This is a genomic window from Myxococcus sp. MxC21-1 (genome assembly GCF_032612255.1).
GTDB classification, from domain to species: Bacteria; Myxococcota; Myxococcia; order Myxococcales; family Myxococcaceae; genus Myxococcus; species Myxococcus virescens.
In genome coordinates, this window is the sequence record NZ_CP123278.1 from 3,273,921 (window position 1) to 3,297,207 (window position 23,287).

Genomic DNA, 23,287 nt, shown 5'->3' on the forward strand with positions numbered 1-23,287 from the left:
GGGGCGTACCTTGTTTCTGTTTCATTCGGCGTGATTGGAATTGTTTGTCATTGTGCGATGCGGGCACTGGAAACGCGCTGGGCGTGAGGCTTTCGATGCACTGCGGGCCTGGGCGGGCGCCGGAGTGCACTGCGACGCGAGTCGGGGGTGTGCGGTGGGGAGCGAACAGTCCCACACCCCTGGCGGCCGGAGGCGCGAGGTGCATGCCGGCGCTACAACACCCCCGGTCGTACCGGCGACGCGAAGGACCGGCGCTCGACTCACACTGCGTCATCCTTCAGGGAGGTGACCATGAACCCGGCTTCGGGCTCGTGCGTTGCGTGTGGGGCGCGTTTCCTGGGAGGCGTACTGGCGTGTCCGCGGAGCGCGGCGGGGGTCCCCGGGACGCGCCGGTCCGCCGATGGGCGCCAGGGTTGTGCCACCCGCCGCTGGTGGGCCGCGTCGCGGTGCTGAAGCGGCTGATGGGGCTGGCGGAGGATGTGCGGCGCGGGCTGGGACGGGCGGTGTGGTTGATGGGGGAGGCGGGGATGGGCAAGACGCGCATCAAGGACGCCTTCGTGGAGCGCCTGGCCTCGGATGGCTTCGAAGTCTGGGAAGGCAGTGGCCTGGCGCTGCCGGGCGCACCGGCGGGCATCTTCCGGGAGTTGCTGGACGCCACGCGGACGCTCAGCCCGCCCGCCGGGACGGGCCGCGTGTCCAGCGCGGACGCGGAGCGAATCCAGCGCTTCCTGGAAGGCCGCGAGCGCCAGGGCATTCCGGCGAGCCTCGCCTCCGAGCGCACGGCCCTCTTCGACTCCCTGTGCCACGCGCTGATGCCCCACCGCCGTCCGCGCCTGCTGGTGCTGGAGGATTGGCAGCATGGGGACGCGCTCAGCCATGCGCTGGTGGAGGAGTTGGTGTCGCGGCTGTCGCACACGCCGCTGCTGTTGCTGGCGCTTCAGCGCCCCAGCGGCACGGCGCCAGCGCCTCTCACGGCGGAAGTCCTGACGGTGGGGCGGCTGGGGCCCGCCGAGTCCGCGGCGCTGCTGGAGGGCCGGCTGCGGAACCGGGGGTCACTGACGCCCGCGGCCCGGGTGGCGCTGCTGCGCGGCAGTGCCGGACACCCGCTGCACCTGCTGCACGCGGTGACCCTGCACGAGGAGCAGCCCGAGCGGGAGGTACCACTCACGGGCGAGGCGGTACATGCGGCGCGGCAGGCCTTGCTGCCCCCGGCACAGCGGGAGGTGCTGCGGGCGGCGTCGGTGCTGGGCCCGTCTTTTCCCCGGGCGGTACTGGTGGCGTTGGCGGGTGGGGTAGGGCCTCTGGCGCTGCTGGAGACGGGGGCTGGCTGCGCTCCGTCGCGGGAGGCCGTTACACGTGGGCGGTGGAGCCCGCCCCGGGCGTCGACGAGCTTCCGGAGGCGGAGTTGCCCGCGGCACACCGGCGGGCCGCGGAAGCCTATGAGGCCCTTCCGGAGCCGCTGCGTCAACGCGCCTGTATGGAGTTGACGCGGCAATGGCTGTCAGCGGAGGAGTCCTCCCGGGCACTGCCTTATCTGGTATCACTGGCAGGCTGGAATCTGGCGGCATTGGAGCCGGGGCCCGCCATGGCTGTGTATCGCTTCGCGTTGGGACTGGCGGATGCGCTCAAACCAGACGCCGCGCGGGAGTGGCAGCGCCGGCTCTGGGAATACATGGGCGACGCGCACCGGCTGGCGGGCGAGCCCGTGGAAGCGGACGCCGCGTGGCATACGGCGCGGAAGCTGGATGATGAGGGGTTGGCGTCTCCCGCAGGGGACCGGGCCCGGCGTCTGTTCAAGCGGGCGTCGGTGGTGCTCGCGCTCGGCAGGTATGAGGAGGTGCTGGGGCTCGACAGGGAGGGGCGCCGGGATTGCCTGTCCGCGGCGCCGCTGTTGTCCGTGTCGCTGGACGCGCTGTCCGCGTTGGCGTTGTCCGCGCTGGGGCGGTTCGAGGAGGCGCGCGCGAGGATTGTCCTGGCCCGCGAGCAGTTGCAGCAGGCGGTCCGGGAAGACGGCCCCGCGTGGGCGGGCGTGGAGGCGCTGCTCCACCGGGCCATGGGCAGCGTGCAGCTCGGGCTGGGATTCCCGGAGGCCGCGGCGTCCGAATACGCCCAGGTCCTGCGCTGGAGCGAGCGCGCGGGGGATACGTGGGAGCACTCCACCGCGCTGCTGAACCTGGGCGATGCGTATTCGCGGGCGGGAGACAGGGAACGCGCGGCGCACTTCTTCCAGCTCGCGCTCGAGCTGGATTCCCGCACGGGAGACCGCCGGGGCATGGCCTACACGCACCATGGCCTGGCGTTGCTGCACACGCGCGCGGGCGCGCCCGAGCTGGCGAAGGAAGACGCGCTGCGAGGGCTCCAGCTGGCGTCCATGCTGGAGGACCGGCGCCTCCAATCGTTGCTCCGGTGCGTGCTGGGGCGGGCCCAGTTGCAGCTGGGCGAGTTGGATGAAGCCGGACGTCAGCTCCAGCTCGCGGCGAGAGACGCCTCCGCCGCGGGAGCCCGCCTGGAGCTGCTTCAGGCGGAGGCGTGCCTGCGGGTGCTGGAGGCGCGGCGCTGAGCGTCAGGGGCCGATGGGCCCGTGAAGATGCACATTCGCCATGAGCAGCACTCCTCGCTACCCATAGGGCCGCGAGGCATGAAATTGTTCATGCGTGATCGAAATCGAGACCATCGAGGCATTCGAGCGGCACCTCGCGGCGGGCGTCGGGTTCGCCAACGTCATCATCCAAGGGCTGGACCTGCGGCGGTACACCCAGGAGCTGGCCTCCGCTGAGCTCGTGGGCGCCGTCTTCCTGGGTTGTGAGCTGGAGAAGGATGCGCTGAAGGCTACCGTGGAGCACGGGGCCATGGTGTTCCCGCCCATCTCCGGCGTGCCCTATCAGCCCTACCGTGGCGCGCTGTATACGCCGGAGGAACTGTACGCGGGCTTCGACCCGGCTCAGCCGGAGTCCTACGCGGATACGCCGGATGCGCGCATCTACGCGCACTGGGCGGCGAACGGGCGCGGCAGTCCTCCCACGCTGCTGGAGACGCTGGCGCAGCGGCTCCACGACCACTCGGTCACGGCGGCCATGGAAGGGCTGCTGTACCGGTCCGGGGGCGTGCGCAAGGTGGTGGCCATCATGGGCGGCCACTCCATGAAGCGCGGCCAGCCGGACTACCGCGCGGTGGCTTCCCTGGCGCGTGAGCTGGCGCGCCGTGGCTTCTTCATGGTCAGCGGCGGCGGTCCGGGCGCCATGGAGGCCACGCACGTGGGCGTGTGGTTCGCGCGGCGCACGGAGGCGGAGCTGGACGCGGGACTGGCCCTGCTCGCGCAGGCGCCCAGCTACACCGACCGCGAGTGGCTCTCGCGCGCCTTCGACGTTCGCCGGGCGTTTCCCCTGGGCGAGGACGACCTGCCGTACTGCGCCAGCCTGGGCATCCCCACGTGGCACTATGGGCACGAACCGCCCAACCCCTTCGCCACGCACATCGCGAAGTACTTCGCCAACAGCGTGCGGGAAGACGGCCTGCTGACCGTCGCCAAGGGCGGCATCATCTACTCGCCCGGCAGCGCGGGCACCATCCAGGAAGTGTTCCAGGACGCGTGCCAGAACCACTACAACTCGGTGGGCGTCATCAGCCCCATGATCTTCCTGGGTACCGAGTTCTGGACGCGCACCCGGCCCGTGTACCCGCTGGTGCACCAGCTCGCGCAGGGCTACGACTACGCGCGCTACCTCATGCTCACGGATTCGCAGGAGGAGGTCGTCCGGGCGTTGGAGGCGTTCGACCGCGAGGCGCACCCGTCCCCCTGAACGCCCGCTGCTTCGCCGGGAATCTCCGAGTCCCCCGCCTTCCAACGGGCAGGTACGGGGGCAGGGGCCCGGCGAATCCGCCTGGACGCGGTCGCCCCACTGCGTTGTCGCTGTTCGACGCAGCCGGGGCGGCGTATCCTCGCCTCGGGAAGGAGTGCTCGGATGCGGCCCCGGGCCGTCTTCTTCGACTTGGATGACACGCTGATTGACCGCGCGGGCGCCTTCTCGCGCTACGTGGACACGCTTGTCTCCCGTTACCTGTCGTTGCTCCCTGAGGCTCGGCGTGCCGAAGCCGTGGCCTGGATGCACGAGGTGGATGGGCGTGGCGGCGCGTCCCGGAGTGCGTTCTGTCAGCAGGTGACGAAGGCGTTCCCATGCCTGGGCCTCACGCCAGACGCGCTCTGGGAGGACATGGCGTCGCGCCTGCCTCTGCTCGTCCAGGAGGACGCGGGCGTCTGTGATTGGGTGGCCTCCGTGGCCCGCTGCCGGCCGGTGGCGGTGGTGTCCAATGGCTCGGCGCGAGTGCAGCGCACGAAGCTGGCCCGCGCGGGGCTCGCGAAGGTGCTGCCGGATGTCTTCCTCTCCGGCGAGGTGGGCGCTTCGAAGCCGGATGCCCGCATCTTCGAGGCCGCGCTGGCCCACGTCGGACGTTCGCCGGAAGAGGTGCTGCACGTGGGCGACGACCCGGAGCGGGACGTCGTGGGCGCCGCGCGGTTGGGAATGGCCACTTGCTGGGTGTCTCACGGCCGCCCGTGGCCCTCCGCGCTGCCTCCGCCCATGTTCACGGTGGAGTGCATTCCATCGCGCATCGACGACATCGCCGGAGTGCTCACGCGATGGACATGAACGCGGTGGTCGGCACGCACGACCTGCTCTTCATCACCCTGGACACCCTGCGCTACGACGTCGCCGAGGCGCTCGCGGCCCAGGGGCGCACGCCGAACCTCTCCGCGCTGCTGCCCGGAGGCCGGTGGGAGCAGCGGCACTCTCCCGCGAGCTTCACGTACGCGGCGCACCACGCCTTCTTCGCGGGCTTCCTGCCCACGCCCGCGACGCCGGGGCTGCATCCCCGGTTGTTCTCGATGCGCTTCGAGGGCAGCGAGACGACGGCCTCGGACACCTGCGTGCTGGACGCGCCGGACCTCGTCACCGGGCTGGCGGGCCGCGGGTACCACACCGTCTGCATTGGCGGCGTGGGCTTCTTCAACAAGCGCAATCCGCTGGGCAACGTGCTCCCCGGACTCTTCAAGGAGAGCCACTGGAGCTCCGAGCTGGGCGTGACGGACCCTCGGTCCACCGAGCACCAGGTGACGCTGGCCGTCCAGCGGCTGGAGGCGCTGCCGCGTGAGCAGCGCGTCTTCCTCTTCATCAACGTGTCGGCGCTCCATCAGCCGAACCGGCACTATGTGCCCGGCGCCATCCAGGACTCACGCGAGTCGCACGCCGCGGCATTGGCGTACGTGGACTCGCAGCTCCCTCCGTTGTTCGCCGCCTTGCGGCGCCGGGGCCCCGCCTTCTGCATCGTCTGTTCGGACCATGGCACTACCTACGGCGAGGACGGCTTCACCGGCCATCGCCTGGCCCACCCCGTGGTGTGGACGGTGCCCTACGCTGAATTCCTGCTACCTCGAGAAACCGCACCATGACGCGTCTGGAGCAGATGCTCGAAGGGTCGCCCTACGTGGCGTACCTCTACGGCTACCCGCACAAGACGGCCTACCGGCCCTTCACGCCCGCGCTCCCGCTGGAGTCCGTCTGGGCGGAGGAGCGGCGCGACGCGCTGTTCCTCTACATCCACGTGCCCTTCTGCGAGATGCGCTGCGGCTTCTGCAACCTCTTCACCGCCGCCGGGCCGAAGCAGGACGTGGTGGACGGGTACCTGGGCGCGCTGGTGCGTGAGACGAAGCGGGTGAAGGAGGCGCTGGGGACGGCGAGCTTCGCCCGGGCCGCCATTGGCGGCGGCACGCCGACGCTGTTGGACGTGGCGGGGTTGAACACCGTGTTCGACATGGCCGAGGGCGTCATGGGCGCGGACATGAAGAACATCCCCGTGTCGGTGGAGGTGTCTCCGGAGACGGTGGACGCGCAGAAGCTCCAGGTGCTGCGCTCGCGCGGCACGGACCGGGTGAGCATGGGCATCCAGAGCTTCATCGAGGCGGAGGTGGCCGCGGTGAAGCGGCCCCAGAAGACGGCGCAGGTGGAGGCCGCGCTGGACCTCATCCGCACCACGGGCTTCCCCACGCTGAACCTGGACCTCATCTACGGCATGGAGGGGCAGACGGCGGAGAGCTTCCTCTACTCGCTGCGCACGGCGCTTCGTTATTCGCCAGAGGAGATTTATCTCTACCCGCTCTATGTCCGGCCGCTGACCTTCCTGGGCAAGAAGGCGCGGGCGTGGGACGACCTGCGCCTCTCGCTGTATCGCGTGGGCCGCGACTTCCTCCTGTCGGAGGGCTACACGCAGGTCTCCATGCGGATGTTCCGTGCGCGCCATGCGCCGGAAGCGGGCGGTCCGGTGTATCGCTGCCAGGAGGACGGCATGGTGGGGTTGGGCTGCGGGGCGCGCTCGTACACGGGCCGGGTGCATTACTCGTCTGAGTACGCGGTGGGCTCTCGCGAGGTGCGCTCCATCATCTCGTCGTACAGCGAGCGGACCGAGGCATCGTTCGGTGAGGTGGGCTACGGCTTCCGCCTGGACTCCGCGGAGCGGCGGCGCCGTTACATGCTGTTGTCGCTGCTGGCGGATGGCGTGGACCTCGCCGTGTACCGGCAGCGCTTCTGCACCGACGCGCTGGAGGACTTCCCGGAGCTGGAGGAGCTGGAGGCGCACGGACTGGCGCGGAAGAACGGTGGGGTGGTGCAGCTCACCGCGGCGGGCGTGGAGCGCTCCGACATGATTGGCCCCTGGCTGCACTCCGACCAGGTGCAGGCGATGATGAAGGAGTACGCCTGGCGATGAAGCTCACCGTGCTCTATCGAGGCCCGCTGTCGAGCTGCAACTACGGCTGCGAGTACTGCCCCTTCGGCAAGTGGAAGCACACCGACGAGGAGCTGGCCAAGGACCGCGCGGACCTGGAGCGCTTCGTCGCGTGGGTGGAGGCGCGTACGCAGGACACGGTGTCGGTGTTCTTCACGCCGTGGGGCGAGGCGCTCATCTGGCCCTGGTATCAAGAGGCGCTGGCCCGCCTGTCGCATCTGCCGCATGTGGAGCGACTGGCCATCCAGACGAACCTGTCCTGCAAGCTGGACTGGGTGGCCCGGGCGCGCGCGGACAAGCTGGGCATCTGGGCCACGTACCACCCGGAGTGGACCAGGCGGCACCGCTTCGTGGCCCAGTGCGCGAGGCTGACCGAGCTGGGCGTGCGGCACAGCGTGGGCGTGGTGGGGTTTCTCCGCTTCACGGAAGAGGCGGAGGCCCTGCGTGCCGAGCTTCCCGCGGACACCTACCTGTGGATCAACGCGGTGAAGGACGGGCAGGAGGAGCCGTACACGGCGGAAGACGTGGCGCGCTTCACGCGGTTGGACCCGCTCTTCCCGGTGAACAACACGCGGCACCCGAGCCTGGGCCGCGCGTGCCGGGGCGGGGAGTCCGTCATCTCCGTGGACGGCGAGGGCACGGCGCGGCGGTGTCACTTCATTGACGAGCCGATTGGCAACATCTACGCGCCGGACTTCGACTCCGCGCTGAGACCCCGGCCCTGCGCGAAGCAGACCTGTGGGTGTCATATCGGGTACGTACACCTGGAGTACCTGGAGCTGGACCGCGTCTTCGGCTCCGGCATCCTGGAGCGTGTCCCGGCCACGCCCCTGTGGAAGGCCGGTCTTGGGGGGGGCACCGTAGGGTGTGTCCGTCACGGAAGCTGACGCAGGGCTTCTTGAATCTCCCACTCGTAGACAGTGAGCCCATCGCGGCGGAGGTTGGGGAGCAAATCGCCGAAGGCGTTGGCCTCCAGCACCCGGTGCCCGGTGAAGTGCTCCTCGTACATGAGGTCGATGCCCACGTGGAGGCAGTCATGGCTGCGGGCCACCGTGCGGCAGCTCTCCATGGCATCCGCGAGCTCGTTCCGTGGCACCGCCGCGTGGAAGTCGCCCAAGTCGCCCCGCCAGCCGCCCAGGTGCAGGTTGGTGATGGGCCGCATGCTCTGCCGCACCACCGTGAAGGCTGGCTCGCCTCGGACCATCAGCACCCGGCAGTCGAAGTAATCGCCGCCCAGCCGGGCCTTGGGAATCGAGCGCTCCACCTGTGAGCCCTCGCCCAGCAGATACGTGAGGATTTCATCCACCTGCTCGGGGTTCTCGACGCGGCGGACCTTCAGCGAGTTGTACCAGCCCGTCTTCGCCACTTCGATGGTGGTGGTCAGCGTGTCCGCCGAGCGCCCCCGTCGGTAGATGGCGAGGCACGACGCGGAGGAGCCGCACGACACCTTCACGAACACCTCGCGGCAGTCCTCCTCCCGCATCCGTTCGCGGAGTGATTCCACGTCCGTGACACCGTCCAGCGGCTCGGGAACCGGCACGCCCAGGGCGGCGTAGCGGCGGGAGGTGATGCGCTTGTCGAAGAGGTCCGCGATGGCGGAGGGCTTCTGGAGGATGCGCCAGCGGGGATGCGCCGCGAAGATGGACTCCAGCTCCGCCAGGACGCGAAGGAAGCCCAGGTGATGCTGCCGGGGGCTGAGAATGCGGCCGCGGTCCACGGGCAAGCGGTCCACCTGCTCCGGCGTCAGGACGGAGCAGCCCTGGCCCACGGCGTCCGCGTAGCCCCGCTTGAGCAGGGCCTTCTCCACGTCCCAGTTCTCGCCCGTGGAATCGATGCGGACGAACGCCTCCGAGTCCGGCAGGTCCGCCAGGAGGCCCGGCGCCGCCAGCAGCTCGCGCCAGGGCACGACGTGCGCGGAGGGAAGCCCCTGCCTGGCGAGGGCGTCCTGGAACAGCGTGACGCGCCGGTTCTCCGGGTTGCCGACGAGGATGAACGGAGGCGCGCCCATGATGCCGGACTACTCACTCACGGCGACGTAGCGACCGCCTTCGCCATCGTCGTAGATGTCGCGCTGGTTCCCCGCCGCCACGTCCGGGCACAACGAGGCCAGCAGCTTCACGCCTTTGCGCGTGAGCTGGTTCTGCGACACATCCAGCTTCTTGAGGTGCTTGAACACCGCCGCGTTCGCCGCCAGGACCTCGGCGTCGGTGTCCATCAGCGTGCCCTTCGACAAGTCCAGCGACTCCAACTGCTTCAGCACCTTGGCCTTCGGCAGCACGGTCGCGAGCTCATCGGAGAAGGCCGCGTTGCACAGTCCCAGGTGCTTCAGGTTCGGCAGCCCCGTGGCGTCGAGGATGGGCTGGATGTCACTCGGGCGGAACCGTCCGCCGTACTCCTCGCTGCCGAACCAGACTTCCAACTGCTCCAGCTTCGGCCACTTCGCACTGGCGATGGACTGCACCGCGGGCCGAGGAAGGCCGCCTGACTCCATCGTGAAGCGCCGCAGCTCCGGCAGCTCTACCGGCCCCAGGCGCACCTCTCCGCCACGCAGCCTCAAGGTGGTGAGGTGGGGCAGGGCCTTGAGCAGGGGCGCGAGGTTCCCCAGCTTGACCCAGGAGATCTCCGACTCGTCCGGGAAGACGAAGTCACCGATGAACAGCCGTTGAAGCGTCTTCGGCGCCAGCCTGGTGACGACCTTGATGAGGTCGCCGTACTCGTTGTCACCGTCGTTGTCCGGCAGGCCGAGCGTCAGCTCCTGGAGGAACCGTGCGGAGGGGCTGCGGAGGAGCATCGTCAGGGTTTCGACGACGTCGAAGTCGGCGTCCGAGTCGAAACTCGGCGCCGCGACGCGCGCGCCACGGATGAAGCCCAGGTGCCACTCCAGCGTCAGGGCTTTCTCGCCGAGCATCGACGTGAGGCCCACGCCCAGCAGTGCTTCCTGGTGCTTCTTGTACAGGGCCGCGACCTTCCGCTTGAGGCTGGTGGCCTCCGCGCCCTGAGCCTGGCGCTGCGCGTGCTGCAGGGCCATCAGCTCGCCGCGCGGGTCGCCCTGGCCCTGGAGCCAATCGGCGTAGACGAGGTAGCCGTCGTCAGACTCCGGAGCCTGGAGGATGGCGGCCTCCAGCTCCGGGTTCGTCTTGGCCGCAGGCGCCGTGTCCTTCGGCTTGATGCGCGTGTACCCCTTCTTCGTCTTCTCCAGGACCTGCTTCTGGTACGCCTGCAGCGCTTCATACGCCTGCTTGAACTTCTGGGTCTTCTCCTGGCCCTCCGCGCCGATGCGGCCCCAGCGGGTGGTGACGACGGCGTCCTTCCGTTCGATTTCCCAGAACTTGCTCGAAGTGCCTTCCGTGTACTCGAAGCGCGGCATGGTGTGACCCCCTGGAGTGCGCTGCGACGCTACTCGGACACCGAGGCATATCGGTAGTCCTCGTCGAACTCGCGCTGGTGGCCTGCACTCACGTTGGGCAGCGCCTTCGACAGCAGCGTCTGGCCTTCGTCCGTCAGCATGTTGTCGGTGACGTCGAGTCGCTTGAGGTGGGAAAAGGTCGCTGCATGGCCGGCCAGTGCGCGGGCGCCTTCATCGGACATGACGCCCATGGACAGGTCCAGCGTCTCCAACCGCGGCAGCACCTTCGCCGTGGGGAGCGCCGTGCAGAGTTCGTCCGTGAACTCGGAGTTGCGCAGGCCGAGCCGCTGGAGGTTCGGCAGGCCCTTGCCGTCGAGGATGGGCTGAAGGTCCTCCACGCCGCCGCCCGCGCCGTAGTTGTCGCTGCCGAACCAGATTTCCAGCCGCTCCAGCTTCGGCCACTTCGCGTTGGCGATGGACTTGACGGCCGCCAGCGGCAGGCCGCCCGACTCCGCGGTGAACGCACGCAGCTCGGGCAGGTCGATGTCACCCAGCTCCAGCTCGCCGCCGCGCAGACGCAGCGTGCGCAGGTTGGGAAATACCTTCAGCGCCTTCGAGACGTCCGACAGCCTCGACCAGGACATCTCCGTTTCGCCGGGGTACTCGAAGTCTCCGATGAACAGGTCCTGGAGTGTCTTCGAACCGCCGGCTTCCACCATCTGGTCGACGACGTCGGCGTAGGAGTTGTTGCCCTCGAAGTCCACCATGCCGATGGTGAGACCCCGAATGAAGCGTGCGGAGGGGTGCGTGAGCAGCTCGTATGCGGCCTCGGCGACGTCCCAGGTGGAGTGGAAGTCCTTCCGGGCCAAGCGCGCCGAGCGGATGAATCCCAGGTGCCACTCCACCGTGACCTCCTGCTCCTTCGCCGCTTCCGCCAGCGCGCCGAGCAGCAGGGGTCTGTTCTTCTTGATGAGCGTGGTGACCTTGCGCTTGAGGTCGCTGGCCTCGGTGCCGGTGGCCAGCGAGGCCGCGTGCTGCAGGGCAATCAGCTCGCCGCGTGGGTCTCCCTGCACCTGAAGCCAGTCGCCGTAGACCAGGTACGCGTCCACGTTGTCCGGGGCCTCGAGGATGGCGGCCTCCAACTCCGGGTTCGAGGCGGTCGTGGCTGTCATTCCCGTGGCTCTGGTCGAAGGTGCCACCATGGGCGCGCCGCGTGACGGCGCGCCTTCCGGCAAGGCTTTGAATGCGGCTCCGGTTACTCACCCACCGCGGAGTAGCGGTACTCCTCTTCGTAGTCGCGCTGGTTGCCCACGTTGGCGTGGGGAATCGCCTTGGGCAGCAGCGACTGGCCTTCGTCCGTCAGCGTGTTCTCCGTGACGTCGAGCTGCTTGAGGTGGGCGAAGGCCGCCGCCTTGTCCGCCAAGGCGCGCGCGCCCTCGTCGGACAGGGTGCCCATGGAGATGTCCAGCGTCTCCAACTGCGGGAGCACCTTCGCGGTGGGCAGCGCCTGGGCGAGCGCGTCCGTGAACTCGGAGTTGCGCAGGCCCAGCTGCTTGAGGTTCGGCAGGCCCTTGCCGTCGAGGATGGGCTGGATGTCCTCCACGCCGCCCTCCGCGCCGTAGTTGTCGCTGCCGAACCACACCTCCAGGCGCTCCAGCTTCGGCCACTTCGCGTTGGCGATGGACTTGACGGCCGCCAGCGGCAGGCCGCCCGTCTCCACGGTGAACTCGCGCAGCTCGGGCAGGTCGACGTCACCCAGCTCCAACTCACCGCCGCGCAGCCGCAGCTTGCGCAGGTCGGGCAGCACCTTGAGCAGGGCGGAGATGTCGGTCAGGTGCGTCCAGGAAATCTCGGTGTCGTCCGGGTACTCGAAGTCACCGATGAAGAGCTCCTGAATCGTCTTCGAACCCCCGGCCTCGACGAGCGCCTGGACGGTCTCACCGTACTCGTTTTCACCGTCGAAGCTCGCCATGCCGATGGTGAGGCTGCGGATGAAGCGCGCGGAGGGGTGCTTGAGCAGCGCCCCGGCCGTCTCCGGGACGTTGAAGTCAGAGTCGTATTCCTTCTGGCCCACGCGCGCGGAGCGGATGAATCCCAGGTGCCACTCCAGGGACAGCTCCTCCGACTTCACCCCGGCCGCCAGCTCGCCGAGCAGCAGCGTCTGGTACTTCTTGATGTGCGCGGCGGCCTTGCGCTTCAGGTCGCTGGCCTCCGTGCCGCTGGCCTGGGAGGCCGCGTGCTGGATGGCGATGAGCTCGCCGCGCGGGTCGCCCTGGCCCTGGAGCCAGTCGCTGTAGACGAGGTACGCGTCCACGTTGTCCGGGTCCTTGAGGATGGCGGCCTCGAGCTCCGGATTGGATGCAGGCTCCTCACCCCCACCGCCTTCGGCATCGTCATCGTCGCTCTTGTCGGCCAGGACGTAGCCCTTCTTCTCCTTCTCGCGGACGAGCTTGTCGTGCTCCTTCTGGGCCTCAGCGGGAGAGCCGAAGGTCTGGGTCTTCTCCTGGCCGTCGGTGCCGATGCGGCCCCACCGCGCGGTGAAGCTGCTGCCGGAGAGGTTGATTTCCCAGAACTTGCTGGAGCTGCCTTCCTTGAACTCGTACCGCGGCATGGCCCGTCCTTCGTCCGTTGCGCCGGGTGGGGCGCGTTGTGAGACGGACGCTAGAGAAGCCCTTGCGCAAGCTCAAGCGTTACGCCGACCCATGCCTCCCAATGCGCGCTGCCGAGGGCGGCGCTCATCGGCGCTTCCGACTTTCGAGAATCCAGGTCTTCTCGCTTGTCTCGGATGGTCCGCATGCGAGGGGAGGGGCCGCTGAGGTCGAGCACGTGCCGCTCGACGCGGGAGGCGCCGGGATGAAACACCTTCTCGACTTGACTGCTTGCGTCGAGGAGCACCAGGTCCACCCGCGCGCGCTTCGCACGCTCTTCCGCATCCGTCAGGACCTCGTCGAGCGTGGCGGCGGTGAAGACCTCCGCCGTGCCACGGGCGCGCCACTCGCGCAGCAGCAGCTCGCAGAGGCCGCGTTCAGCCTCCAGGGGGCCGAGCCGTCATGGGCGTGCAGGAAGACGGCGCGGAAGTGGAGCTCCTCGCTGCCCAGCCAGAGGGAGAGCCGCCGTACGAGGCAGAGCAGCAGGCCCATTGACACCACGACGCGCTGCCAGCGGACCCCCGCGTCCTTCACGCGCGCATCCACGAGGTCCGGCGGCAGGACGAAGGTGATGACGCGCCGGCGGCGAACGGAGATGCTCTCGTCGCGCGTGTAGTAGAGGAGTTCGCCCTCCACATAGCGCACGTCGAAGAGGTCGAGATTGGGCTCGTCCTCCATGTAGACGAGCTCGGAGGTGACGAGGTTCTCCAGGCTGCCCACGTTGGACACGGAGGAGAATCCGCCTTGTGGGAAGGCGGCCTCGTCCTCCAACACCATGGGGAGCGGTGCGGTGCTCACCGGACGGGCGCGGAGCTTGGGCGGCAGGGTTCGCGACAGGGCCTCCGCCGCCTCCACGGCCTGCTCCAAAGCCATCCGCTGCGCCTTACCCTGGAGGTGCTCCAGGTTCTCCAGCGTGAAGGACTCCGCGTCGCCGAGCAGGACATGGGCGCGCCGGGCCGCGCTCGCCAGGGCTTCATAGCCTTCCGTGAGCCGGTCTAACGCGGCGCTGCTTCCTGATTCGCGCAGGGCCGTGTAGCCCGCCTGGAGCAACTCCGTGGGCGGACGCTCCAGGACGCGCCGGGCCAGGGCGGGGCTCACCGGGCTTCCCGCGGTGAAGCCCATGCGGGTCAGGACGCGCGCGACGAGGAAGGCGACGCCTCGCGGCCGGAGCGTCTCGGGCAACCGTGCGAGGGCGGCGGAGACCGCCTCCAGGTGGGGCTCCGCGGCCAGGCGTGCCAGTACGTGGTCGTCATACGCGCGCACCGCCACGCGCAGCCGAGGCTGGGTATCGGGAACGGGCGCGGAGGGCGCGAGCGGAACCCCCGCGACGAGCCGGCCGAGGTCCGCGATGAACGCGGGTGGGGGCAGGGCAGGCGACTCCGCGAGCGTGGCGAGGAGCCACGGCACGGCCGAGGTCAACGCGTCGGCCGTGAGGTCCTCGTGCCGAATCAGGCACAGCCCCGCGCACAGCCAGCGCTCCGTGTCCTGAGGGCTTCTCAGCTCCGTGCTCATCCGCGACTCACGAGAGGCCCAGCAGCCGGGGCACCTTCTCCTCCAGCAGGTCGATTTCTTCCCGCGTCTCGCCCAGGTACGAGAGGAGCTGGAGGTCCTGCCGCTCCACCGCGCCGCCGTGGAAGATCCACGCCCGCGTCCGGAGCAGGCGGTAGAGCTTCACCAGCTTGCGGTCGCTGATGAACACGCCGTCCTCGCGCGTCAGCGTCTGCACCACTCGGCGGAACTCGCGCAGCAAGTCATCGCGGAAGAACAGGTCGCGGTCGCGCAGCTCGCGGCCATCCTGGCCCGTCTCGCGCTTGCCCATCATCAGCGTCAGGTAACGGTGGGCCTTGAGCACGTCGTCCAGCGTGGCGTGCCCTTCCGCCCAGGGCTTCTGGTTCATCTCCCGGTGCGTCTGCGAATCCAGGCCGGAGTCCAGCAGCTCCAGGAAGTAGCGGTCCTGGACCGGACGGCACGCGGCCTTGAGACAGAAGCGGTCCTTGAGCGCGCCCAGCTCGGCGTGCTCGGGCAACTCGTTGGTGGCGGCGAAGAGCACCTTCAGCTTCACCGGCTGCGGCGCGCCGTCCTGGTAGAACTTGCGCTCGTTGATGACGGTGAGCAGCGCGTTGAGGATGGCGGAGCTGGCCTTGAAGACCTCGTCGAGGAAGACGAGCCGGGCCGTGGGCAGCTTGCCGCCCTCGCGCCGGATGTAGCGGCCCTGGCGCAGCAGGTTGATGTCGATGGGGCCCAGCACTTCGGACGGCTCGGTGAAGCGCGTCAGGAGGTACTCGAAGTAATCCTCGTTGGGGATGCGCAGCGCGTCCCGGAACTTGAGGACGAGGTCCGACTTGGCCGTGCCCGGTGGGCCCACCAGCAGCAGCGGCTCCTGCGCCACCGCCGCCACCGTCATCAGGTCCACCAGCGTCTGCTTGCCCACGAAGTGACGGCCCAGCGCCAGGCGGAAGCGGTTGAGGCGCTCGCGCAGGCCGTGGGCCTCGCTCGAGAGCGCGTCGAACGTCAGCTCGGAGATGGCGGGAAGACTGCTCATGTGCGCTCCTCCAGCTCCCGATGGATGCGCCGTCGCACCAGGAATTCGTCTTCGTCGAGCCAGCTTCGCGCACGCGCTCCGGTGCCTTGCGCCACTTCCACGTGGCCCTGCACCAGCGCGTCCGCCAGCTCCACCACGGAGAGGCAGAAGTGGCTGTTGGTGTTGTAGCTGTCCGTGATGATGGGCAGCCCTTCCGAGATGCGCGCCAGCCCCGGAAGCGCCAGCTCCACGGGGGCATGTGCCAGGGCGCTCGCGAGGCTGCGCATCAGCGCCAGCCGCTCAGGGAGTCCGCCCTTCGCCGCGCCCAGTGACTCGAAGGCGGCGTCGAACACGTCGACGGCCTCGGCCGTGCGCCCCTGCATGGCCAGACCCGCCGCCACACCGAGCCGCGCCGTCAGCGGTGTCTTGGGCCCCGTCAGGCGTTCTTGCGCCGCGTCCACCAGCTCGGCGGCTTCGCGAGACAGGCCGACCCGGCGCAGGCCGCGCAGGCTCACACCCAGGATGCCCTGACCCCAGGCAGGCGACGTGGGGGCCAGCGCCGTGAGCACCTTGCGCAGCCGCGCCGCCAACGTCATCGCGTGGTCCGCGCGGCCGAAGAGGGCCGCCAGCGTCAGGGCATCGCCCAGCATCACGGCCTGGGCTTCACCGGGAAGCGCCTCCATCGATGAGACGAGCCGGTTCAGGAGTGGAAGCGCACGCGCCGGCGCGACGCGTGGCAGCGTGTCCAGCAGTCCTCCGATGAGCCGCTGCCGTTCCTCGGCGGGCAGCGTCGCATCGGTGGCCCGGCCCGTCAGGGCCTCCACCTGCGCCGCCACCTGCGCCGGGTCCTTCAAGTCGCGAAGGGCGGCGAACTCCTCTCCGCGCAAGTCCCTCGCGCCGCGCCCGAAGGCCCTCGCGGGGTCGAGCCGCTCGCTGGGCTCCAACAGCGCCGACGCCTGCCGCAGCCGATCCACCTTGTACCGCTGGAAGGTCCCCAGGGCATTCAGCTCGGCGGCGATGTCGGACGGCAGCGGTGTCTCGGGCGGCTGGCCTTCCAGGGCCTGGGCCACGCGCGCGCCGTACGCTCGGGAAAGGAAGCCGTGGATGGCTTCCTTCGCATCGACCGCCTCCGCCGCCGCGGACGCCAGGGTGCGGGCACGGTCCGCCTGCCCGAGCCGCGCGAGTCCCACGGCGAAGACAAAGCGGACATAGGCCAGCGTGAGGGCGGGCGCCGCTTCGATGGACGAGCGGCGGCGGGGCGTGTGCTCGAACCGCTCCAGCAGGGCTTCGAGCTGGGCCAGCACCCGGGGCGCATGGGCCGAATCGGTGCCACCTCGCAGGAAGCGCGGAACGTCTCTCGCGAGGAAAGCCCTCGCTGAAGCATCTCCAGCAGCCGGTCGCCCGCTCGCGCGAGTCCGAGCGCATCGCCACCCGCCAGCGTGTCGAGCGCCGTCCGCGTGAGCCAGAGCGCCCGGACGTCGAGCTCCGCGTCATGCCGGTCCAGCCACCGCTGAAGTGCCGCCACGTCGACAGGCGCGGGCGCACCTGGGACGCACACCGCGCGCACCAGGCTGCTGGCGACGCCGCGCACGTCATCGCCCGTGGGCGCGGGGGACGCCATCCGTTCGGCGGGGGTGGCGCCTCCTTCGTTTTCTGAATCGGACCAGCGCCGTGCAAGCTCGGTGGCCTCGGTGTCGGACGCGGACCACAGCGCGCGTGTCCAGCACAGGCTCGCGTCGCGCTTGCGGCCCAGCCGCCCGTTCAGCTCCGCCATGCGCGTCCAGTGCTCCTGCCGCTGCGGCGAATCGGCGGGCACCTCCAGCGCCAGGAAGGACTTCTCCAGCGAACTCAGCTCCTCTTCCACCGCGCTGGATTGCGCGGGCGTGAGCGGCGCCAGGCGGACCCCGGTGGGCACAGGTTGGGCGACGCGGACCGCGACGATGGGGGTGGGCTCGCGGGCGTCACGGGTGGCGCCGGCACTTCACGGCGGCTACGGCGCGTGCCTCGTGGGCTCCGGTCGTCGTCTTCGTCCGGTTGCATCGTGCGGGCCGCGCTCTGCCACTCACCCTCCGCGGCCTCGAAGGCGGCGAAGTCGAAGCTGGCGCTCCGGACCCACGGCATGAGTGCGTCGGCGTCGGCATCCACGACGTAGTCCACCCACGTGTCGAGCGGCTGGAACGCGGATTCCGGCAGCCGTTCCGCGCGGAAGCCTCCACCCCCGGTGGGGTGGAGCCACGTCACGGTGTCGGCCTGGGGCACGAGCAGCGCGCGCAGGCGGTCCCTTCGCACGGGGGCTCCAGCAGTCCGTCACACGGCAGGAAGAGGTCCGCGAGCTGAGGCAGCGGCGCGTACGCCATGCCCGACAGGCCCAACTCCGGGGGCGCTCCCGGCCCGCTCGGGCACGGAGCACGATGCACGGCGCCTCCGGTGGCCCCGTGACAGCGAAGCGAAGCTGCGCGAGCAGCGGCTCCGGCACCGTGTGGACCAGGGACTCCACCTGGGCGAGCGCATCCTCGCGCAGCACCCACAGGCTCGCGTGTTCCGTACGTGCGGCTCGCGTGAGGCGCAGCGGCACCGTCAGCCGGCCCGGGGGGGCGCGGGCATCCAGTCCTCGCCCGGGGTTGGGAGCCGCAGGTCGGTGTGTTGGTACAGGTCCGTCCACGGGCCGTCCGGCGCGGTCAGCCAGGGGCCTTCGCCGCGGACGAGCAGCAGCGTCCCCGCGGGCGCTTGCAGCGTGCGCGCGAGCGGATGCGTGTAGCCCACCTCGACCCAGACGGCGTGTTGCCCTGGGACTGCGGGAACGAAGGCACGCAGCGGGCCCGCGGCGTCCAGCGCGCTGGTGACGGTGAAGTAGGGCGGTGCCATCGCGCGCAGCAAGGCGCGCTGTCCGCTTCCTCCCGAGGCTTGGGCGAAGCACACCTCCTGCCGGTCGCACCCCAGGCGCAGCATCTCGCCCGCCAAGGGGAGGAGTGCATCGGCGCTCGGGGGCAGGAACAGCACCGGGCCGGTCGGCGCGCTCTCCAGCGGCACGCGCCGCGCCGTCACCAGCTCTGCCCAGCAGAGGACCGGCGTGGCCTCCTTCGAGTGGCTCCGCGTCACCTGCACGCCGAGGGACGCGAGGTGCGCGAGCACCTCCTTCGCGGGCATCACCTCCGGCAGGACGTGAAGCGCGCCGTCGGACGTCCGATGATAGCGGGCGGGGGCGGCCTGGACTTCGGCGGGGACGAGTCCGGAGGTCAGCGCCAGGTGGAGCGCCTCCTCACTGGTGAAGACGAGCATGGACATCAGGCCTTCTGGCGGACCTTCTCGGAGGCGTCCTCGGCGGTGGAGGTGGGCTCGGCGGCCTTGCCCGACGGCGTGTCGCGCTGGACGATGACGCGGCCCAGTTCGGAGGCTTTCAGCGTGCCGCCCTGGATGAGCGAGTCCACGAGCCGTCGGTGCTCGTCCTCGTGCTCCATGGGCAGCGCGTCCGCGTCACTTTCGTACTGGATGATGACGTCCTTGCGGCCCGTCGCCGGGTCCACCTGGAGGCGGAGGATGAGGCTAGCCAAGCGCGGGCTCCTTCTTCGGCGCCACGGGCGCGGGCACCAGATGGGTGAAGGCCTCGCGGTCCAACACCTTGCGTTCGATGAGCAAATCTCTCAGGGCCACGACCCGCTCCTTCTCGCGCTGGAGGATATCGCGGGCCCGGGCCCGTTGGACGGCCAGGACTTCCTGTATCGCGGCCTCCAGCGTGCTTCGCGTCGCGTCGGACAGGGCATGCCGGTCCCCCTGCCGTCCCGGTGCATCAAAGCGCCGCACGGGCACGCGGTCTCCGCCCATGCCCAGGTCCTCCACCAGCTCGCGCGCAATCTCCGTGGCACGCTCCAGGTCATGTGCGCTGCCCAGGGAGAGGTCATCCAGGAGCAGCGCCTCCGCCTCCCGGCCGCCGAAGAGCATGCAGATGCTGTCCAGCAGCTGGCCTCGCGTGACGACGTACCGGTGCGCCGGGTCCGCGTACTGCACGTGCCCCAGCGAGCCCGCCAGGTCACCCCGGATGCTGATGCGGTCGATGGCGGGCGCGTGCTCACAGAAGAGCGCGCACACCGCGTGCCCCGCCTCGTGTGTGGCCACGACGCGCTCCTCCATGGGCGTGAGCTCCGGCCGGTCCAGGAACTCCGTGAGGGCGCGCTCCACGTCCACCGCCTCGGTGGGGCCCTGGGCGCCGTCGCGCAACCGCCGACGTGCGAGTGCCCGGCACAGGGCCTGGATGTGGTCGCCGGAGAAGCGCGTGCCAGTGCCTTCCACGCGGTCGCCCGTGCGCTTCACCGCGTAGTCCAGCGCGCGCTCCGTCATCTCCAGGCCCAGCTTCTGGTTGTAGATGGACAGGATGGCGCGCCGGTCCGAGCTGTTGGGATAGGGGATGCAGAGCTGGAACTCGAAGCGGCCCGGGCGCAGCAGCGCGGGGTCCAGGGACTCCACGAAGTTGGTGGTGCCCACCACGAAGACCAGCTCCTCCTTGCGGAAGCCGTCCATCTCCGTGAGGAGCTGGTTCACCATGGAGTGCTCCACGCCCGAGCCCGTGTACGTGCCACGCGCTGACGCGAAGGAGTCCAATTCGTCGAAGACGATGATGCTGGGCGCCGCCTGCCGCGCGCGGACGAAGATCTGCCGGAGGTTCTCCTCGCTCTCGCCCACCCAGCGGCTCTTGAGCTCGGGGCCGCTCACCACCTGGACCGCCGCACCTAGCGACGAGGCCATGGCCTTGGCGAAGAGCGTCTTGCCGGTGCCGGGAGGGCCCCAGAAAATCATTCCGCGCGGCAGCAGCGCCTCCACGCGCTTCACCGCCTCCGGGTCGCTCAGCGTGTCCTTGTGCGCCAGGACGTCCAGAATCTCCTGCTGGAGCCGTTGCTTCACCTTGGCGTAGCCGCCGATGTCCGCGTGCAGCTCCAGCTCCGGCACACTGAGCGAACCGGTGAGCGTGGCCGAGCGCAGTTGCGCATACGCGGGCTTCGGGTTGGCGGGGTAGTCCTCACCGGTGATGGCGCCCAGCAGGCGACGCAGCCGCACGGCGTTGACGCCGGAGACGTGCTTGTAGAGCGCGTAGGGCTGCAGGCCCCTTCCGAACTTGCGGCACTCGCGCTGGGTGATGAGGTAGCGCAGCCGGTCGCGCCCCACGCCGAGGATGCTCTCCTTGTGGGGGAAGAGGTTCTCGATGACGCGCGGCACGGCGAAGGATGGGTCCTTGAACCCGACCCAGACCATCTCCGGGTTCTCGTACAGCAGGGGGATGACCTCGCGTGCCTCGCTGGTGAGCCCGCCGCTGCTGGTGGTGAGCAGGTCCAGGTGGGGCAGCACGACGATGCGCTCGCGCACCGCGCCACGCACCGCGTCCCGGAGCTGCGCGATGAGCGTGGCCATCATGCTGGGCGCGGGCATGCCCGGTGGAGGCTCCTGCGCGGTGCGGCCGTCCAGGTAGAGGAACTGCTTGCCGTCCTTCTTCAGCCTGTCTCGCAGGCACTTGTAGAAGTAGGGCGTCAGTTCCTTGTCCGCCTCCACCATGACGGGCAGCCCGCGCAGCAGCGCCTCGCAGACGCGGTTCAGCTCGGCGGGGTAGGCGGCCTCGACGGCGGCGAAGGGCGACAGCTCCGTGGGCAGTGACTCCTCGGGGATGCGCTGACTCATACGCGCACCTTGATGGTGAGTGAGCCCGTCGCCGCGTCCTCGTGGACCTCCTCGATGGTGCCGAGCTGCCCGGCGCGCACCTTGAGCGCCTCCGCCGTCACCTTGTTAGAGATGGAGTCCAGCTCCGACTTGAGGTCTTTCAGCCGGCCTTCGAGCTTCTGGGTGACCTGCTGTCGCAGCTTGTCCGTGGCGACGTCCGCCGCGTCCTCCAGCCGCGCGCGCGCCAGGTCCTGGGCCCGCAGCTTTGCCTGCTCCACCTCGTGAGGGCTCTCCACGGCCAGCTCGCCGCGCGCCTTCAGCTCCACCTCCTGCTCGCCGCTGAGGGTGACGCTGACGTCACCGGTGGTGACGTCGATGGCGATGCGGACACCATCCGCCTCGGTGCGCAGAGCCACGTCGCCCTCTTGCGTGAAGCCCCGGTTCGCCAGCTCGGCCGCGAGCAGCCCGGCCAGCTCCTCGCGCGACAGGAGGGGGAGCAATTCCAGCTTGGAGCAGAGGCCGTCCTCGGCCTGGACCACGCGGTTGAGGGACTCGGAGACGGAGACTCGGTAGGCGCGGCTCATGAAGCGCTCCCGGCGGAGGAAGGTGGAGGTGTGGCGGAGGCGCCGCTGGCGCTGGTGAGGGCGGTGGCCAGCTGCCGGGCGTGGTCCTCGGCGCGGCGGAAGCCTGCTTCACCGAAGGCGCTCCATTCAGACAGCAGGTGCTGGGCGGCGTCGTAGTCGTCGTCGAAGAAGCGCACCGCGCGGTGCTCCGCGTCCCAGCGCGACAGCCGCCCCAGCGCGCGCAGGAAGGCGGCGGCGGCACGAGCCGCCGCGGCCCGGGAGGACAACGTCGCAGAGGAAGACAGCCCCTCCACCCAGCGCGTGGCGGGCTGCTCCAGCAACGGGCGCGCCGCTTCGAGGAGGAAGCCCGCGAGGTCCCTTCGGCCCGCGCCATCCACCGCGTCGAGGAACGCGGCGAGCACGGCCTCCTGCGCGGTGCCCAGGGCCAGGGCCTCCTCGGGTGACGCGATGTGGCGCTTGGACTCCTCCAACCCACGCCAACGCTGCACGAGCTCCCGCCGCAGCGCCTCCAGCAGCCACGCGCCGTCCGCCAGCAGTGGCGCGAAGGCGGTGGCATCGAACTCCGGACGGTGCGTCCCGAACTGCTCCGGGAAGCCCAGCCAGCAGAGGGCGGAGCGGCGGAAGAGGTGCTGTGCGCCCAGGGCCGGCGCGCAGGGGGTGCCCGCCACCAGACGGCAGCAGAGAAAGAGGATGAGCTCGTCGGCGAGCGTGGGGGCCGTCCACCTCCAGCGGCATGGCCCCGTGTTTCGTCAGGGGCTGTTCCAGAAGCCACTTCAGGACGTGGAAGGTGAGGGGGAGAAGCGCAGGGTGGGCGGAGCATGCCGCTCCCAGAGCCGGCCGGTGCGTGCCTGCCCGTCGCGCACCGTGAGCTGCTGGCGCCAGCCGCCGCATCGGGCGAGCGCCATCACACTGCCCTTGGCGAGCGTGTCCCGCAGGACCTCCATCGCGCCGGGACTGAACTTCGCTGGGACGGCGTGCCGGTTGCGGAGCAGGTACTCCACGGGGGCGTACTGCCCCAGGCCGACGATGGCGCGGGCGAGCGTGAGCAGCTCGAGCTCGGACGGAGCGACGCGAATCATGGACGGAGCCGGTCGGCGAGCGCGGGCCAGCCGTTGATGACGAGCTTGCCGCCGACGAAGTGCACCTCCGCCGTGTTCGGGGCGGTGAAGCACGCGTCGTGCTGAGCGTAGCGGCTGGTGAGGAAGTGCATCACCTGGTTGCGCGAGCCAATCCACCGCCGCGCCGTCTCCGGCTGGTCCTTCTCGAAGCGGCCGTCCACCAGCAGGTCCACCGTCGCGAGGAGCCGGTCCACGTCGTCCCGCGCCTGGGCCCGCAGCTCCGCGAGCGTGTGGCCGGTGAAGACCATGATGCTCAGCCCGGAGGCGCGGACGCGCTCGCACAGCGCCGCGGCGGGACCGGGCTGGGAGAAGGGCTCGCCGCCCAGCAGGGTGAGTCCCTCGATACCGGGGGTGGCCAGGATTGCCTGGGCCAGCGCCTCCACCGTCTCCACGGTGCCGCGCTCGGTCGCGAACATTTCCGGGTTGCAGCACCCCGGGCAGCGCAGGGGGCAGCCCTGGACCCAGAGGGCGTAGCGCACACCGGGGCCCTCCGCTTCCGTGCGGGGGACTCGCTGGGCAATCCGGAGCGTCGGGCCGGAGCTGGGGGTGCCTGCGGCGATGGCCATGAAGACGGCTCCAGCATGCCAGCAGCGGCGGCGCAGGGGGAGCGCGAGGACGTGTCTCATGCCGCGAGACGGGCTCGTTTGCTT

The 23,287-nt window shown here is 70.0% G+C and carries 20 protein-coding genes and 2 pseudogenes; 7 read left to right on the plus strand and 15 right to left on the minus strand.

All coding sequences use genetic code 11. The features are described 5' to 3' along the window. Positions 1-353: 353 nt before the first annotated feature. The 7 genes from QEG98_RS15165 (at position 354) to QEG98_RS15195 (ending at position 7,664) form a co-directional block, all read left to right on the plus strand. Positions 354-1,487, plus strand: a complete 1,134-nt coding sequence (locus tag QEG98_RS15165; protein ID WP_316567192.1) for an AAA family ATPase — start codon at positions 354-356, stop codon at positions 1,485-1,487. Between the two features lie 98 nt (positions 1,488-1,585). Beyond that, positions 1,586-2,560, plus strand: a complete 975-nt coding sequence (locus tag QEG98_RS15170; protein WP_316567193.1) for a tetratricopeptide repeat protein — start codon at positions 1,586-1,588, stop codon at positions 2,558-2,560. Between the two features lie 94 nt (positions 2,561-2,654). Beyond that, positions 2,655-3,800: a hypothetical protein gene (locus QEG98_RS15175; RefSeq protein ID WP_316567194.1), complete on the plus strand. Its 1,146-nt coding sequence runs from the start codon at positions 2,655-2,657 to the stop codon at positions 3,798-3,800. Positions 3,801-3,962: 162 nt separating this feature from the next. Continuing rightward, positions 3,963-4,646: an HAD family hydrolase gene (locus QEG98_RS15180; RefSeq protein ID WP_316567195.1), complete on the plus strand. Its 684-nt coding sequence runs from the start codon at positions 3,963-3,965 to the stop codon at positions 4,644-4,646. After that, on the plus strand, positions 4,637-5,446 hold the full coding sequence (locus tag QEG98_RS15185) for an STM4013/SEN3800 family hydrolase (RefSeq protein ID WP_316567196.1): 810 nt from the start codon (positions 4,637-4,639) through the stop codon (positions 5,444-5,446). The genes QEG98_RS15180 and QEG98_RS15185 overlap by 10 nt, the downstream gene beginning before the upstream one ends. Beyond that, entirely contained in the window at positions 5,443-6,759 is a 1,317-nt protein-coding gene (locus QEG98_RS15190; RefSeq protein ID WP_316567197.1) for an STM4012 family radical SAM protein, read from the plus strand. The genes QEG98_RS15185 and QEG98_RS15190 overlap by 4 nt, the downstream gene beginning before the upstream one ends. Beyond that, positions 6,756-7,664, plus strand: a complete 909-nt coding sequence (locus tag QEG98_RS15195) for an STM4011 family radical SAM protein (protein WP_316567198.1) — start codon at positions 6,756-6,758, stop codon at positions 7,662-7,664. Before QEG98_RS15190 ends, QEG98_RS15195 begins: the two co-directional genes overlap by 4 nt. Here the strand turns inward: QEG98_RS15195 and QEG98_RS15200 are convergent. From QEG98_RS15200 to QEG98_RS15270, 15 genes and pseudogenes are all read right to left on the minus strand, one after another. Next, complete coding sequence (locus tag QEG98_RS15200; RefSeq protein ID WP_316567199.1) at positions 7,652-8,785, minus strand: STM4014 family protein; 1,134 nt, start codon at positions 8,783-8,785, stop codon at positions 7,652-7,654. The two genes, QEG98_RS15195 and QEG98_RS15200, sit on opposite strands and share 13 nt — an antisense overlap. A 9-nt stretch (positions 8,786-8,794) precedes the next feature. After that, entirely contained in the window at positions 8,795-10,144 is a 1,350-nt protein-coding gene (locus QEG98_RS15205) for a WGR domain-containing protein (protein ID WP_316567200.1), read from the minus strand. 29 nt (positions 10,145-10,173) lie between these two features. Further along, the gene (locus tag QEG98_RS15210; RefSeq protein WP_316567201.1) at positions 10,174-11,295 is read right to left on the minus strand and encodes a TIGR02996 domain-containing protein; all 1,122 of its coding nucleotides are present in this window, start codon (positions 11,293-11,295) and stop codon (positions 10,174-10,176) included. 83 nt (positions 11,296-11,378) lie between these two features. Continuing rightward, on the minus strand, positions 11,379-12,734 hold the full coding sequence (locus QEG98_RS15215; RefSeq protein ID WP_316567202.1) for a WGR domain-containing protein: 1,356 nt from the start codon (positions 12,732-12,734) through the stop codon (positions 11,379-11,381). Positions 12,735-12,784: 50 nt separating this feature from the next. Beyond that, positions 12,785-13,027 carry a hypothetical protein gene (locus QEG98_RS15220; RefSeq protein WP_316567203.1) on the minus strand — a complete coding sequence of 81 codons (243 nt, stop codon included), beginning with the start codon at positions 13,025-13,027 and terminating at the stop codon, positions 12,785-12,787. A 32-nt stretch (positions 13,028-13,059) separates the two neighbouring features. Then, the gene (locus QEG98_RS15225; RefSeq protein WP_316567204.1) at positions 13,060-14,283 is read right to left on the minus strand and encodes a hypothetical protein; all 1,224 of its coding nucleotides are present in this window, start codon (positions 14,281-14,283) and stop codon (positions 13,060-13,062) included. A 7-nt stretch (positions 14,284-14,290) separates the two neighbouring features. Next, entirely contained in the window at positions 14,291-15,313 is a 1,023-nt protein-coding gene (locus QEG98_RS15230) for an AAA family ATPase (protein ID WP_316567205.1), read from the minus strand. After that, positions 15,310-16,596: a hypothetical protein gene (locus tag QEG98_RS15235; RefSeq protein ID WP_316567206.1), complete on the minus strand. Its 1,287-nt coding sequence runs from the start codon at positions 16,594-16,596 to the stop codon at positions 15,310-15,312. Before QEG98_RS15235 ends, QEG98_RS15230 begins: the two co-directional genes overlap by 4 nt. Positions 16,597-17,140: 544 nt before the next feature. Further along, positions 17,141-17,581, minus strand: a complete 441-nt coding sequence (locus tag QEG98_RS15240; RefSeq protein ID WP_316567207.1) for a hypothetical protein — start codon at positions 17,579-17,581, stop codon at positions 17,141-17,143. A 148-nt stretch (positions 17,582-17,729) separates the two neighbouring features. Beyond that, positions 17,730-18,577, minus strand: a pseudogene (locus QEG98_RS15245) (hypothetical protein); the annotation flags it as partial. Then, positions 18,577-18,843, minus strand: a complete 267-nt coding sequence (locus QEG98_RS15250; protein WP_316567209.1) for a hypothetical protein — start codon at positions 18,841-18,843, stop codon at positions 18,577-18,579. The gene QEG98_RS15250 and the pseudogene QEG98_RS15245, both read right to left, overlap by 1 nt. After that, a complete protein-coding gene (locus QEG98_RS15255) occupies positions 18,836-20,956 on the minus strand; it encodes an AAA family ATPase (protein WP_316567210.1) in 2,121 nt (706 codons plus the stop codon). The genes QEG98_RS15250 and QEG98_RS15255 overlap by 8 nt, the downstream gene beginning before the upstream one ends. Further along, positions 20,953-21,519, minus strand: a complete 567-nt coding sequence (locus QEG98_RS15260) for a hypothetical protein (protein ID WP_011552960.1) — start codon at positions 21,517-21,519, stop codon at positions 20,953-20,955. The genes QEG98_RS15255 and QEG98_RS15260 overlap by 4 nt, the downstream gene beginning before the upstream one ends. Next, positions 21,516-22,598: pseudogene (locus tag QEG98_RS15265) on the minus strand (hypothetical protein). The gene QEG98_RS15260 and the pseudogene QEG98_RS15265 overlap by 4 nt, the downstream one beginning before the upstream one ends. Next, positions 22,595-23,203: a 4Fe-4S single cluster domain-containing protein gene (locus QEG98_RS15270; RefSeq protein ID WP_316567211.1), complete on the minus strand. Its 609-nt coding sequence runs from the start codon at positions 23,201-23,203 to the stop codon at positions 22,595-22,597. Before QEG98_RS15270 ends, QEG98_RS15265 begins: the two are co-directional and overlap by 4 nt. Positions 23,204-23,287 lie beyond the last annotated feature (84 nt).

Excerpts from the sequence above, each read along its gene's own strand:
- QEG98_RS15230 (WP_316567205.1), bottom strand. The coding sequence starts at position 15,313 with ATGAGCAGTCTTCCCGCCATCTCCGAGCTGACGTTCGACGCGCTCTCG.
- QEG98_RS15195 (WP_316567198.1), top strand. The coding sequence starts at position 6,756 with ATGAAGCTCACCGTGCTCTATCGAGGCCCGCTGTCGAGCTGCAACTAC.
- QEG98_RS15270 (WP_316567211.1), bottom strand. The coding sequence starts at position 23,203 with ATGGCCATCGCCGCAGGCACCCCCAGCTCCGGCCCGACGCTCCGGATT.
- QEG98_RS15180 (WP_316567195.1), top strand. The coding sequence starts at position 3,963 with ATGCGGCCCCGGGCCGTCTTCTTCGACTTGGATGACACGCTGATTGAC.
- QEG98_RS15185 (WP_316567196.1), top strand. The coding sequence starts at position 4,637 with ATGGACATGAACGCGGTGGTCGGCACGCACGACCTGCTCTTCATCACC.
- QEG98_RS15200 (WP_316567199.1), bottom strand. The coding sequence starts at position 8,785 with ATGGGCGCGCCTCCGTTCATCCTCGTCGGCAACCCGGAGAACCGGCGC.
- QEG98_RS15225 (WP_316567204.1), bottom strand. The coding sequence starts at position 14,283 with ATGAGCACGGAGCTGAGAAGCCCTCAGGACACGGAGCGCTGGCTGTGC.
- QEG98_RS15255 (WP_316567210.1), bottom strand. The coding sequence starts at position 20,956 with ATGAGTCAGCGCATCCCCGAGGAGTCACTGCCCACGGAGCTGTCGCCC.
- QEG98_RS15210 (WP_316567201.1), bottom strand. The coding sequence starts at position 11,295 with ATGACAGCCACGACCGCCTCGAACCCGGAGTTGGAGGCCGCCATCCTC.
- QEG98_RS15205 (WP_316567200.1), bottom strand. The coding sequence starts at position 10,144 with ATGCCGCGCTTCGAGTACACGGAAGGCACTTCGAGCAAGTTCTGGGAA.
- QEG98_RS15170 (WP_316567193.1), top strand. The coding sequence starts at position 1,586 with ATGGCTGTGTATCGCTTCGCGTTGGGACTGGCGGATGCGCTCAAACCA.
- QEG98_RS15190 (WP_316567197.1), top strand. The coding sequence starts at position 5,443 with ATGACGCGTCTGGAGCAGATGCTCGAAGGGTCGCCCTACGTGGCGTAC.
- QEG98_RS15215 (WP_316567202.1), bottom strand. The coding sequence starts at position 12,734 with ATGCCGCGGTACGAGTTCAAGGAAGGCAGCTCCAGCAAGTTCTGGGAA.
- QEG98_RS15260 (WP_011552960.1), bottom strand. The coding sequence starts at position 21,519 with ATGAGCCGCGCCTACCGAGTCTCCGTCTCCGAGTCCCTCAACCGCGTG.